This window comes from Sphingomonas sp. S2M10 (assembly GCF_012650175.1).
Taxonomy (GTDB): Bacteria; Pseudomonadota; Alphaproteobacteria; order Sphingomonadales; family Sphingomonadaceae; genus Sphingomonas.
The window spans coordinates 1-12,189 of the sequence record NZ_JAAILI010000014.1; the positions used below are offsets into that span (position 1 = coordinate 1).

General features: G+C 68.0%; 15 protein-coding genes and 1 riboswitch. Of the genes, 7 read left to right on the forward strand and 8 right to left on the reverse strand.

Features of this window, described 5'->3' with window-relative positions:
• Positions 1–131: 131 nt before the first annotated feature.
• The 3 genes from gcvH to S2M10_RS04740 form a co-directional block, all read right to left on the reverse strand.
• Entirely contained in the window at positions 132–503 is a 372-nt protein-coding gene (gcvH, locus tag S2M10_RS04730) for a glycine cleavage system protein GcvH (protein ID WP_121074511.1), read from the reverse strand.
• Between the two features lies 1 nt (position 504).
• Entirely contained in the window at positions 505–1,665 is a 1,161-nt protein-coding gene (gene gcvT / locus S2M10_RS04735) for a glycine cleavage system aminomethyltransferase GcvT (protein WP_168845129.1), read from the reverse strand.
• A gap of 167 nt (positions 1,666–1,832) precedes the next feature.
• A riboswitch (glycine riboswitch) is annotated at positions 1,833–1,923 on the reverse strand.
• A 249-nt stretch (positions 1,924–2,172) separates the two neighbouring features.
• Complete coding sequence (locus S2M10_RS04740) at positions 2,173–2,811, reverse strand: hypothetical protein (protein WP_168845130.1); 639 nt, start codon at positions 2,809–2,811, stop codon at positions 2,173–2,175.
• Positions 2,812–2,933: 122 nt separating this feature from the next.
• Here S2M10_RS04740 and ispH point away from each other — a divergent pair, with 122 nt between their 5' ends.
• The 4 genes from ispH to S2M10_RS04760 are packed head-to-tail and all read left to right on the forward strand — an operon-like array spanning position 2,934 to position 5,783.
• Positions 2,934–3,887, forward strand: coding sequence for a 4-hydroxy-3-methylbut-2-enyl diphosphate reductase (gene ispH / locus S2M10_RS04745; RefSeq protein WP_168845131.1), 954 nt, complete (start codon positions 2,934–2,936; stop codon positions 3,885–3,887).
• Positions 3,888–4,844, forward strand: coding sequence for a homoserine kinase (gene thrB, locus S2M10_RS04750; protein ID WP_168845132.1), 957 nt, complete (start codon positions 3,888–3,890; stop codon positions 4,842–4,844).
• Positions 4,841–5,287: a ribonuclease HI gene (rnhA, locus tag S2M10_RS04755; protein ID WP_168845133.1), complete on the forward strand. Its 447-nt coding sequence runs from the start codon at positions 4,841–4,843 to the stop codon at positions 5,285–5,287. The genes thrB and rnhA overlap by 4 nt, the downstream gene beginning before the upstream one ends.
• A 28-nt stretch (positions 5,288–5,315) precedes the next feature.
• On the forward strand, positions 5,316–5,783 hold the full coding sequence (locus S2M10_RS04760; RefSeq protein WP_168845134.1) for a VOC family protein: 468 nt from the start codon (positions 5,316–5,318) through the stop codon (positions 5,781–5,783).
• A gap of 160 nt (positions 5,784–5,943) precedes the next feature.
• On the opposite strand, the gene S2M10_RS04765 is transcribed toward S2M10_RS04760, so the two are convergent.
• From S2M10_RS04765 to S2M10_RS04775, 3 genes are read right to left on the reverse strand one after another with little or no spacing between them, the layout of a single operon-like run.
• Positions 5,944–6,594 carry a CoA transferase subunit B gene (locus tag S2M10_RS04765; RefSeq protein ID WP_168845135.1) on the reverse strand — a complete coding sequence of 217 codons (651 nt, stop codon included), beginning with the start codon at positions 6,592–6,594 and terminating at the stop codon, positions 5,944–5,946.
• A complete protein-coding gene (locus S2M10_RS04770) occupies positions 6,594–7,490 on the reverse strand; it encodes an HAD family acid phosphatase (protein WP_168845136.1) in 897 nt (298 codons plus the stop codon). Before S2M10_RS04770 ends, S2M10_RS04765 begins: the two co-directional genes overlap by 1 nt.
• Positions 7,487–8,194: a CoA transferase subunit A gene (locus S2M10_RS04775; protein WP_168845137.1), complete on the reverse strand. Its 708-nt coding sequence runs from the start codon at positions 8,192–8,194 to the stop codon at positions 7,487–7,489. The genes S2M10_RS04770 and S2M10_RS04775 overlap by 4 nt, the downstream gene beginning before the upstream one ends.
• Before the next feature lie 239 nt (positions 8,195–8,433).
• Here S2M10_RS04775 and S2M10_RS04780 point away from each other — a divergent pair, with 239 nt between their 5' ends.
• Positions 8,434–8,964 carry a porin family protein gene (locus S2M10_RS04780; RefSeq protein WP_168845138.1) on the forward strand — a complete coding sequence of 177 codons (531 nt, stop codon included), beginning with the start codon at positions 8,434–8,436 and terminating at the stop codon, positions 8,962–8,964.
• A 105-nt stretch (positions 8,965–9,069) separates the two neighbouring features.
• Here the strand turns inward: S2M10_RS04780 and S2M10_RS04785 are convergent, their stop codons facing one another.
• The gene (locus tag S2M10_RS04785; RefSeq protein WP_211090875.1) at positions 9,070–9,807 is read right to left on the reverse strand and encodes a glutathione S-transferase family protein; all 738 of its coding nucleotides are present in this window, start codon (positions 9,805–9,807) and stop codon (positions 9,070–9,072) included.
• 46 nt (positions 9,808–9,853) lie between these two features.
• On the opposite strand from S2M10_RS04785, the gene S2M10_RS04790 reads away from it, so the two are divergent.
• Positions 9,854–11,509, forward strand: a complete 1,656-nt coding sequence (locus S2M10_RS04790; protein WP_168845139.1) for a thiamine pyrophosphate-binding protein — start codon at positions 9,854–9,856, stop codon at positions 11,507–11,509.
• Positions 11,510–11,552: 43 nt separating this feature from the next.
• A complete protein-coding gene (locus tag S2M10_RS04795; protein ID WP_168845140.1) occupies positions 11,553–11,810 on the forward strand; it encodes a hypothetical protein in 258 nt (85 codons plus the stop codon).
• Positions 11,811–12,001: 191 nt separating this feature from the next.
• On the opposite strand, the gene S2M10_RS04800 is transcribed toward S2M10_RS04795, so the two are convergent.
• A complete protein-coding gene (locus S2M10_RS04800) occupies positions 12,002–12,172 on the reverse strand; it encodes a CsbD family protein (protein ID WP_168845141.1) in 171 nt (56 codons plus the stop codon).
• Between the last annotated feature and the right edge of the window lie 17 nt (positions 12,173–12,189).

Consider the following 12,189-nt stretch of genomic DNA (forward strand, 5'->3'; position numbering starts at 1 on the left):
GGTTGGGGGTGGGGCAGGCGGCGGCGGGGGCTCGATGCTTCCGGCGGCGCCTTTACGCTTCGAGGTCGGGACGCTCGCTTCGCTCGCGCCCCACCCCAACCCCCCCCTGAAGGGGAGGGGCTAGTATGTGCTTACAGCTTCTCGACGAACGCCTGGTACTTGGCCTCGTTCATCAGGCCTTCCAGCTCGCTCTCGTCGCTGAGCGTCATCTTGAAGAACCAGCCTTCGCCTTCCGGATCCTCGTTCACCAGCGCGGGGTTCTCGGCGAGGTCGGCATTGCCCTCGACGACGGTGCCCGACACCGGCGCGTACACGTCCGACGCCGCCTTGACGCTCTCGACGACGGCGGCATCGTCGCCCTTGCTCAGTTCCTTGCCCTCGTCGGGCACTTCGACGAACACGATGTCGCCGAGCTGGCTCTGCGCATATTCGGTGATGCCGACCGTCGCGACGTCGCCGTCGACTTCGATCCATTCATGGTCTTCGGTAAAATAACGGCTCATGTCACGCTCCCTTTCGGACATAGCGGTGGGGGACGAAGGGCAGTGCCACAACCTCCGCGGAATGCTGCTTGCCCCGCTGGACAAGCGTAATCTTGGTGCCGGCCGCTGCAAGTGCGGCAGGTACGTACGCCATCGCGATCGGCTTCTGGACGCTCGGCGCGAACCCGCCCGAGGTGACCTTGCCCACTTCGGCACCCGATGCATCGACCACCGCCGCGCCCTCGCGCACCGGCTGGCGGCCCTCGACGATCAGGCCGACGCGCTTCGTAGCACTGCCCTGCTCGCGCTCGGCGAGGATGCGATCGGCACCGGCAAAGCCGCCTTCCTCGCGGCGGCGCTTCGAAAGCGCGAAGCCGAGATCGGCGGCAACCGGCGTGGTCTCGAGATCGAGGTCATGGCCGTAGAGCGGCAGGCCGGCTTCGAGGCGCAGCGAATCGCGCGCACCCAGGCCGATCGGCTTGACCTCGGGCTGCGCGGTCAGCGCATCGGCGAACGCCTCTGCCGCTTCGCCCGGCAGCGAAATCTCGAACCCGTCCTCGCCGGTATAGCCCGAGCGGCTCACCCAGAGCGGATTGCCGTTCCACTCGAACGCGGCGGCGGTCATGAACACAAGCTTCTCGACACCCGGCAGAACGCGGGCGAGCGCGGTGACCGCCTCGGGGCCCTGCAGCGCCAGCAGCGCCTGGTCCTCTAGGTGGTTAATCGTCACTTCGTCGGGCAGGAATTCGCGGAACACGCCGAGATCGTCCCATTTGGTCGCGCCGTTGACGACCATGTAGATCGTGCCGCCGTCGATCTCGAAGGCGTTGTCGGCGGGCAGGCGGGTCATCATCAGGTCGTCATGGATGCCGCCCTCTTCGCTGAGCAGCAGCGAATAGCGCATCCGGCCCTCGGCGAGACCCTTCACGTCGCCCGGCAGCAGCTTTTCAAGGCCCGCGTCGAAGTCGACGCCCGAGAAGAGCAGCTGGCCCATATGGCTGACGTCGAACAGCCCGGCATGCTCGCGCGTCCAGAGATGCTCGGCCATGATGCCTTCATACTGGACAGGCATCGCATAGCCCGCGAACGGCACCATCCGGCCGCCACGCGCGCGGTGCCAGGCGTCGAGCGGCAGCGTATCGATCGGCAGGTCGGTGGCGGTGTCGTCGGCGGCTTCGCTCATCGGGGCACTCCGGGCATCAGGGTTTCAACGGCGCGCGCTGGCCCAAGGCCACCGCAACACCATCGCCCCCTCTGTCACGGAACCTGAGAGCTTTCGCACGGGCTTGGGCCCGGCTTACCCCTTCGGTGGAGCCCAGCCTCGGCGGCCGGCTCGCTTTCCAGAGTGTCGTGGCCTGCGCGGTCCTCGGTGCCTGAGAGATTCCGGGGCGGTTGCTCCTTCGGCGATCCGGCGAACCGGATTCTCTCCCGCGCATGCCCATGCCGGTTGCCCGCCATCGACGCCGCGAGCCTTGGCGGGGGAGCTTGCCCGAGTCAATCGGGATAAAGGGTAAAATCAGGCCACGCGTGCTCCCCTCCCGCCTGCGGGAGGGGCTGGGGGTGGGCCCCCGCCATCCACGAGCACAGCCGCGGGAGGACACCGAACCCCGCCGTCTGCGCCACCACCGCCAGGAGGAAAGCGAGCGCCCACCCCCTGCCCCCTCCCGCACGCGGGAGGGGGTTCAAAAGGTTACCGCGTGGCGTTGTACTTGAGCTGGTCGTCGGTCAGCTGGAAGCCCACCAGCGCCTCGAACGTCGCCGACAGCACCGCGCGGCGCACCGAGGGATCGCTCAGCGGATCGGTCGCGGCCGATTCCTCGCCGGCCTTGCGCTTGGCAGTCAGGCGGCGGCGGACCTCATCGGGCAGCGTCGCAGCGGCGTGCGAGACGCTGCTGGTGGCGGTGCCCACCGCGCTGGCCCGGAGCTGGCCCGCCTCGAAGTGCAGCGTCACATTGGACACCCGCTTCGCCTCGACATTCGTCCCGCCGCGCACCACCGTCAGGAAATAGGGCAGCACCACGTCGCGCGCAGGGCCGGCATCGCGGCGGCGGGCGAGCACGTCGAACTTGATGTCGGTCACCACCTGTGCGCCGGCATCGTTGCAGTTTGCCTGAATGTTGGTGATCGTCGCCACCACGTCGATCGCGCTTGCCTCGCGGCTCGTCGCCGGGTCGAACAGCGTCACGTCGCCGGTGCCTGCGGGAATAGCCACCGTCGGGCAGGCGGTGCGCACCGCGCTGATGCCACCTTCGGTAATTTCGCCGGTACGGCTGCATCCGCCGGCGGCGAGCAGGATCAGGGCGGGAACGGTGAACTTCGCGACAGACAAGGGAGGGCAACCTTTCGAACCGAACAGCCGCCCCCCATCTGCGACGAGACGGGGACCGGAACGGCGGGCACCATAGGAACCGCCTTCCGCCCGCGCAAGCAATCGCGTAGAGGCTCCACCCGATGGCACACACCGAAAAGCGTCCCCTGGAGCTGCTGATCGCAGCCCCCCGCGGCTTCTGCGCCGGCGTCGACCGCGCGATCCGCATCGTCGAACTCGCGATCGAGAAATATGGCGCGCCGGTCTATGTCCGGCACGAGATCGTCCACAACAAGTTCGTGGTCGAAAATCTGCGCGCCAAGGGCGCCGTGTTCGTCGAGACGCTGGACCATGTGCCGGACGGCGTTCCGGTCGTCTTCTCCGCCCACGGCGTACCCAAGGCGGTGCCGCACAAGGCCGAGCAGCGCGGCCTCTCCTATCTCGACGCCACCTGCCCGCTGGTTTCCAAGGTCCATCGCCAGGCCGAGCGGCATGTTGCCGCGGGGCGCCACATCCTGTTCGTCGGCCATGCCGGCCACCCGGAGGTTGTCGGCACCTTCGGCCAGGTGCCGCCGGGTGCGATGACGCTGGTCGAGACCGAAGCCGATGCCGAATCGGTGGCCGTGCCCGATCCGGACAATCTCGCCTTCCTCACCCAGACGACGCTGTCGGTGGACGATACCGCGGCGGTGCTCGGCATCCTCAAGCGCCGCTTCCCGACGATGCTGGCGCCGGGCGCGGACGACATCTGCTACGCCACCTCGAACCGCCAGGGCGCGGTGAAGGCGATCGCCGAGCAGGCCGAGCTGGTGCTGGTGATCGGCGCGCCGAATTCGTCCAACTCGCTGCGGCTGGTGGAAGTCGCCAAGCGCGGCGGCGCCCGCGCGGTGCTGATCCAGCGCGCCGCCGAGATCGACTTCGCCTGGTTTGACGGCGTGGCGAAGGTCGGCATCAGCGCCGGCGCCTCGGCCCCCGAAATCCTGGTGCGCGAAGTGGTCGACCAGCTCGGCACCCGCTTCGCGATCACCGAACGCGAAGTCGAGACGGTGGAAGAGAGCGTGGTGTTCAAGCTGCCGCGCGGGCTCGAGGCGGCGTAAATGGCCGTCTACACGCAGGTTTCGGCCGAGGCGCTGTCCGCGTTTCTCGAGCGCTTCGACGTCGGCGAACTGGTTTCCGCCAAGGGCATCGCCGAGGGAGTGGAGAACAGCAACTATCTGGTCGACACGAGCAAGAGCCGCTTCATCCTGACGCTGTACGAAAAGCGCGTCGACCAGGGCGACCTGCCCTATTTCATGGCGCTGCTCGATCACTGCGCCGATCGCGGGCTGCCGGTGCCCCCGGCGGTGCCCGATCGCGACGGCACGCTGATCCACACGCTGGAGGGCCGCCCGGCCTGCCTGATCCAGTTCCTGTCGGGCGTCTCGGTCTCGCACCCGACGCCGGCGCAGGCGCGCGCGGCGGCGGAAGCGATGGGCCGAATGCACAAGGCGGTCGCCGATTTCCCGCAGGATCGCCCCAACTCGATGGGCGTCGACACCTGGCGCCCGCTGTTCGAGCGCTGCGGCACCAGCCTCAACGACATTGCGCCCGGGCTGTACGACGAGCTCGGCCAGGCGCTGGACCGCGTGACCAGGGCATGGCCGCGCGAAGGTTTCGATGCCTGCGCGATCCATGCCGATCTGTTCCCGGACAATGTGCTGATGCTCGGCAACCGGGTGACCGGGCTGATCGACTTCTACTTCGCCTGCACCGATCTGCGGCTCTACGATCTCGCGGTGATGCACACCGCCTGGGCGTTCGATGCGACGGGGGAGCGGTTCGATCCCTATGTCTCCGAGGCGCTGCTCGCCGGCTATGAGACGAGCTACACGCTGAGCGAGAAGGAGCGCGCGATCCTGCCGCTGCTCGCGACCGGCGCGTGCATCCGCTTCACCCTGTCGCGCGCCTGGGACTGGCTCAACACCCCCGCCGACGCGCTGGTGACGCGCAAGGATCCGATGGCCTTCTGGCGCCGCTCGCATGCCTATGCCTCGGCGCTGGCGGCGCGCGCATGACCGCCGAGCTCCAGCATGTCGAGATCGCCACCGACGGCGCGTGCAAGGGCAATCCGGGCCCGGGCGGCTGGGGCGCGCTGCTGCGGATGGGCGATGTCGAGAAGGAACTGTCCGGCGGCGAGGCGCACACCACCAACAACCGCATGGAGCTGATGGCGGCGATCGAGGGGCTGAAGGCGCTCAAGCGGCCCTGCCGGGTGACGCTCTCCACCGACAGCCGCTATGTGATGGACGGCCTGACCAAGTGGATCCATGGCTGGATGAAGAATGGCTGGCGCACGGCGGACAAGAAGCCGGTCAAGAATGCCGATCTCTGGCAGGAACTCCTCGCCGCCGCCAAGCCCCATCGGGTCGAGTGGAAATGGGTGAAGGGCCATGCCGGCCACCCGGACAACGAGCGCGCCGACAAGCTGGCCAGCGATGCGGCGGTGGCGGCGCGGTAGGAGCCGACCAACTTCTGGAGGGGTGACGATGCGCGCGTATGGATTTCTGCTGGCCCTTGTCGCCCCGCTGGCGGCCGCTCCGGCGACGGCCCAAACGACGCCCGTCGCGCCGGCGCAGGCCGAGCATGTCGCCATCCAGGCCGCGGACATCGATCGCAGCGCGGCCTTCTACCATGAAGCTTTCGGGCTGCGGATCATCCCGACCCCGCTCCAGAACCGGCGCTGGCTCGATCTCGGCCACGGCATGGCGCTGCACATCCTCGACGGCCGCACCGCGCCCAAGCCGTCCAACCGCGACGAGCATCTCGCGCTGCATGTCGACGATCTCGCGACAGTGACGGCATGGCTCGACGCGCACCACCTCGTCTGGACCAACTTCACCGGCGAGCCGCACCGGATGCAGTTGCGCTTCGACGGCGTACGCCAGATCTATGTGCAGGATCCCGACGGCTACTGGCTGGAGGTAGGGGACAGCCGGGGGCAGGCGGCGCGCTGATCGGTCTCGGGGGGATCGTCACCCAGCGGGATCACCCGCTCCGTCGCAGGATTCAATCGACAGTTCCAGCAGGCACGGCGAGGCGCCAAAACCGATCCTCCCCCTCCGACCCGCTGGCGCGGGCCACGCCCCCCTGGCGGGGGAGGCTATTCTCAGCCCCTCACGCCGTCGCCAGCGCGACCTCGTACTGCGCCGTGGTCTTCGCCGCGACTTCCTCCGCGGTCACCCCCGGCGCGAGTTCGACCAGCCGGAACGGCGCGCTGTGGTCCGCGCGCGAAAACACCGCGAGGTCGGTGATGATCATGTCGACCACATTCTTCCCCGTCAGCGGCAGCGTGCAGTCCGGGATGAACTTGGGGCTGCCGTCCTTGGCGGTGTGCTCCATTACCACGATGATCTTCTTGACGCCGGCGACCAGGTCCATCGCGCCGCCCATGCCCTTGATCATCTTGCCCGGGATCATCCAGTTGGCGATGTCGCCGCCCTGGCTGACTTCCATCGCGCCGAGCACGGTCAGGTCGATATGCCCGCCGCGGATCATCGCGAAGCTGTCCGCCGAGCTGAAATAGACCGAGCTGGGCAGCTCGCTGATCGTCTGCTTGCCGGCGTTGATCAGGTCGGGGTCCTCGTCGCCCTCCAGCGGGAACGGGCCGATGCCGAGCATGCCGTTCTCGGACTGGAGCGTCACCTCCACCCCCGCCGGGATATGGTTCGCCACCAGCGTCGGGATGCCGATGCCCAGATTGACGTAGAAGCCGTCGCGCAGTTCCTTCGCGGCACGCGCCGCCATGTCGTCGCGGGTCCAGGCCATCAGTGCTTCTCCTGCGGATCCGTCCAGCGCATCGCCGGCGGGAAGGTTTGGTCAACAGTGGAACCGAGCCCGGTTCCATAGACGGGGTTGGGCAGCACGAACCAGCCGCGCCCCCACATCGAACCGATCACGGGACTTGCCGCGCCCGCGCGCCGCTCCGGCGGGGTGAGGCCCGCGAACAGATCGGTGAAGTCGCCGAGCTGGTCGCCGCCCATCGCCACCACGCACCAGCGCTCGGCGATGACGTTGCGGCGGGCGTCCTTGCCCGACTCGCCGTCGACATCGCCCTTGAGGAACAGCGTCTCGCCGTGCTTCGCGGGGCCGAGCCCGGCAAAGGTCAGCGCGGCCTCGGTCTGCGCGGCGTTGGCGGCGGCGCGGTTGGTGTTGAAGATCACCGTCACGCCCATCGCGCGCAGCGCGCGCACCGCCTCGACCGCGCCGGGAACGGCCGCGACCTGCATCGCGCCGGTCTTTTCCCAGCGATCCCAGCGCGCGGCATCATAGGCACCGCCGCGCCGCGCATCATCGGCCTCATAGCCGAGGTTGAGCAGCATCGTCTCATCGACATCGAACACCGCCGCCGCCGGCTTGTCGCCGCAGGGCCGGAAGCGCGGGGTGGCAAGGGTCGAATCCGGCGTCAGCACCACCGCATTGCGCGGATGCGGCCCCCTGGGATCGTCCTTGGCCATGCGCGCGCGGACCTGGTCGACTAGCGCGTTGTACGCTTGCGCGCTCAGCGCCGCCGCCTCGCCCGAGCCATAGAGAAACTGCATCCCCGCCGGCACGTCGCCCGGGGCGGCGGCAGTCGGCGCGGGCGGCGCCTGCACGACGCGCGAGTTGGCAACGCAGCCTGAGAGCGCCAGCCCGACCGCCAGCAGCAGCCCGCGTCGGATCATGCCGCCTCGCGCGGACGGACGGTGCGGAACTCGATCTTCTTGTCGTAGGGCGCGCCGACGATCATCCGCTTCACATAGATGCCCGGCAGATGGATCTGGTCGGGGTCCAGCGCCCCTACCGGCACCACTTCCTCCACCTCGGCGATGCAGAGATGGCTCGCGGTCGCCATCGGCTGGTTGAAGTTGCGTGCGGTCTTGCGGAAGATCAGGTTGCCCGCCTCATCGGCCTTCCAGCCCTTGATGATCGAGATATCGGCACGGATGCCGCGTTCGAGGATATATTCCTCGCCGTCGAACATCTTCACTTCCTTGCCCTCGGCCACCTTCGTGCCGACGCCGGTCTTGGTGTAGAAGCCGGGAATGCCCGCGCCGCCGGCCCGGCAGCGCTCGGCCAGCGTGCCTTGCGGGCAGAATTCCACCTCCAGCTCGCCCGAGAGATATTGCCGCTCGAACTCCTTGTTCTCGCCGACGTAAGAAGAGATCATCTTCTTCACCTGACGGCTGCGCAGCAGCTTGCCCAGGCCCTCATTGTCGATGCCGGCATTGTTGGAGGCGATGGTGAGATCCTTGACCCCCGCGGCCTGGATCGCGTCGATCAGCCGCTCCGGAATGCCGCACAGGCCGAAACCGCCCGCGCAGATCATCATCCCGTCGAACAGCAGCCCTTCCAGCGCTGCACTCGCGTTGGGGTAGAGCTTGTCCATCGACGATTCCTCCAGATGTTTGCGGCGGCGGTACTACCGGCGGGGCGGCCCGGTCAAGCGAACCTGAACCGGCTTTCAACTTGGTCGACCTTCCCCTGCGGCGAGGCCGACTGTTGCACGATCGCAACACAAGACCATGTAATGCATTTGTCATATTGCACCTGCGAACCAAGTGCCTACCTAGACGGCCTGGATGGCCATCCGGATATAACAAGTAACAAGTCCAAAGGTATCGAATCATGCGTATTTTCGCAGCGACGGCGCTCGCCCTGATGGCCTCCGCAACCCCCGCCCTGGCGCAGGACGCCACCTTCCAGGGGCCGCGCATCGAAGCGGTCGGCGGCTGGGACAACATCAAGTCGGATGGCATCAGCGCGTCGGGCTTCGTCTATGGCGGCGCAGCCGGCTATGACCTTCAGCGCGGCAACCTGGTTGTCGGCGTTGACGGTGAGATCACCGGCACCACCACCAAGAAGACCTTCGACCTCGTCACCCTGAAGGGTGGTCGCGATCTCTATGCCGGCGCGCGCATCGGCTATGTCGTCGCCCCCGCCACTCTGCTGTACGGCAAGGTCGGCTATGACAACAGCCGCGTGATCGCCCGCTCGGGCAACCTGCGCGACGCCGAGAATCTGGACGGCATCCGTCTGGGCGCGGGCGTGGAGCGCAGCTTCGGTCACTATTACGGCAAGGTCGAGTATCGCTACACCAACGCCTCGCAGGACGTGGTGCGCCACCAGGTGCTGGCCGGCATCGGCTACCGCTTCTGAGCGAAGGACGGCGGCGAGGCGCAGTCCCGCGCCTCGCTTCCCCGCAGGCCCCGCATCGGCGACGATGCGGGGCTTTTGCGTGCCGCCCCGGCCGCGCCGCCGGCATCAGCCGCTGAGCACCCGCGCCTGGGGCACGCTGCCGCCATAGCTTTCCGCCGCGATCCGGAAGCCGGCGGCACGCAGCGCCTCGGCCCGGTCGCGCGTACTGGTGGTGAAGATGATCTGCTCCTGACGGATGGTGTCGGCGAACGCCGGCTCGGCCTCGACACGGGCGATCCAGGCGGCGGTGCGCGGCCAGCGGGCGGCATCCACCGTGAACCCGGCCAGCAGCGCATTGCGGAAGAAGGCGGCAATGGTGATGTCGGCAAGCATCATCGTGCCGAACAGAAAACCGTCTTCCGGCGCCTGCACCTCGATCCAGTTGAGCGCATCGGGCAGATCGGTTTCGCGCACGCGCGCGAGCGCCGCCGCATCGGGTTCGCGCTTGTACACGCGCGGCGCCATGATCGTCGCGAAGAACAATCGCCAGATCACCACGTCGCCGAGGCGACTATCGGCATATTCCTCGATCCAGCGCGCACGCGCGCGATCGGCTGGCCGCGCCGGCAGCAGCGCGGGGCCCGGATAGGCTTCATCCAGATATTCGCAGATCACGGTCGAGTCGTTGAGCACCAGATCCCCGTCGATCAGCACCGGGACGCGGCGCAGCGGGCTGATCCGGGTGAAGGCTTCATTGCCGTAGAACGGCACGATGGGATCCACTTCATGCTCCAGGCCCTTCATCGCCAACGCGACCAGGACCTTGCGGACATAAGGCGACACGGGGCTACCGACGACCAGCATGCCGGAGGGGATATCGCGATGCGTCCGCCCGGTCTAGGCTTGCCAGATGACCGCGAAACGTACCGGGGGCCGGATCCTCGTCGACAATCTGGTGGCACAGGGCTGCGACCGCATCTTCCACGTCCCGGGCGAGAGCTTCCTCGCCGTGCTCGACGCGCTGCATGACGAGCCGAGCATCGATCTCGTCACCTGCCGCCAGGAAGGCGGGGCGGCGTTCATGGCGTGCGCCGATGGCGCGATGACCGGGCGGCCGGGGGTGTGCTTCGTCACCCGCGGGCCGGGCGCGACCAATGCCAGCATCGGCGTGCATGTCGCGATGCAGGATTCGCAGCCGATGCTGCTGTTCATCGGCGACGTCGATCGCGGCATGCGCGACCGCGAGGGGTTCCAGGAAGTCGACCTGCCCGCGATGTTCGCACCGCTCGCCAAATGGGCGACGCGGATCGAGGACGCACGCCGCATCCCCGAATATGTCGCCCGCGCCTGGAACGTCGCCACTTCGGGCCGACCGGGCCCGGTGGTGATCGCGCTGCCCGAGGACATGCTGCTCGATGCGGTCGAGGCGGTCGACCGCCCGGCCATCGCCGAGCCTATCCAGGCCGCCGACGCCTTCGACCTCGACCAGCTCTACGATCTGCTCCGCGACGCCGAGCGCCCGATCGCGATCGTCGGCGGGGGCGGCTGGGATTCGGACACGGCGGAGGATTTCGCCCGCTTCGCCGAGTCGATCGACCTGCCGGTCGCCTGCGCCTTCCGCCGGCAGGACGCGATCGACAATGGCTCGCCGGTCTGGGCGGGCAATCTCGGATATGGGCCCAACCCCAAACTGGTCGCGCGGATCAAGGCGGCGGACCTGCTGCTGGTGGTCGGCGCGCGGCTCGGCGAGGCGACGACCGACGGCTACAGCCTGATCACCCCCGAGCATCCCGGGCAGACGCTGGTCCATGTCCATCCGGACCCGAACGAGTTCCACCGCGTCTACCGCGTCGATCTGCCGATCTGCGCGCGGCCGTTCGAGTTCGCGGTCGCCGCCTCGGCCACGGCGGAAGCGGCCAACCTGCCCCGCTTCGACGGCGCCGCCGCCCATGCCGAATGGCTCGAATGGTCGACGCCCAAGCCGCGCGCGGGCGTGGCGCTCGATCTCGGCCCCTGCGTCGCGGCAATGCGCGAGCAGCTGCCGGCGGACACCATCATCTGCAACGGCGCGGGCAATTTCTCGGGCTGGTGGCACCGCTACTGGCCCTACACCGCCCAGCCGAGCCAGCTCGCCCCCACGGCGGGCGCGATGGGCTATGGCGTGCCCGCCGCCGTCGCGGCGGCGCTGCGCTTCCCGGAACGCAAGGTGGTGGCGGTCGCCGGCGACGGCGACTTTCTGATGAACGGCCAGGAGCTCGCCACCGCGGTCCAGCACGGCGCCGACATGCTGGTCATCGTGGTCGACAACGGCGCCTATGGCACGATCCGCATGCACCAGGAGCGGGAGTTCCCCGCGCGTCTTTCCGGCACGACGCTCCGCAACCCCGACTTCGCGGCCCTCGCCCGCGCGTTCGGCGGCTGGGCGACGACCGTGGAGACGACCGAGGCCTTCGCCCCGGCGCTTGCCCTCGCCCTGGCCCAGCCGGGGCTCAAGCTGTTGCATTGCAAGACGGATGTCGAAGTGATCAGCGCCGCGACGACGATCAGCAACCTGCGGAATCGCTGAACGGATAGGAACCCGTTAACCGCTTTCGTCCTAAAATGGCCACATGGGACAGCAGACGGTAGTGCGGTGGAAGACGGCGCATCTCGGCAAGCGCGGGGATCGCGCGCGGATCGGCGGGCGGCCGGTGTGGCAGTGCGAATGGCGCTGGCTCAACAAGCAGACCGTCCGGCTGCCGCACCCGCTGCATACCAGCGACATTTTCTCGTTCATGATCTGTGAGATCGGCCCGGCGACCGCGCCGATCCGCTTCGCGGCGGCGCAGGTCGAACCGGAGATGTGGGCGTTCTACGTGCCGGATTGAGGGACACATTTCTTAGCCCCTCCCCTTCGGCGGAGGGGTTGGGATGGGGCCGTGTCTCACCGAGACCAACAGACGTTCTGGAATGCCTCCACCCCCAACCCCTCCTCCAAGGAGGAGGGGCTTGCGTTGCATAACGAAAACGGGCCGCACCTTTCGGTACAGCCCGCTTCATGTCCGGCTTCGTCAACGACTCAGATGTCGTCGCCGAGGGCGCCCTTGATCTTGCCGCCGAGCTGCTGGGCCTTGCCCTTGGCTTCCTGCGCCGCGCCTTCGTCGCGCGTCGCGGGGTTGTCGCTCTGCTGCTTCACCTTGCCGGCCAGCTCGTTGAGATTGCCTTTGATCTTGTCGGTCAGCTCGCCCATGATCTATACTCCTGGCT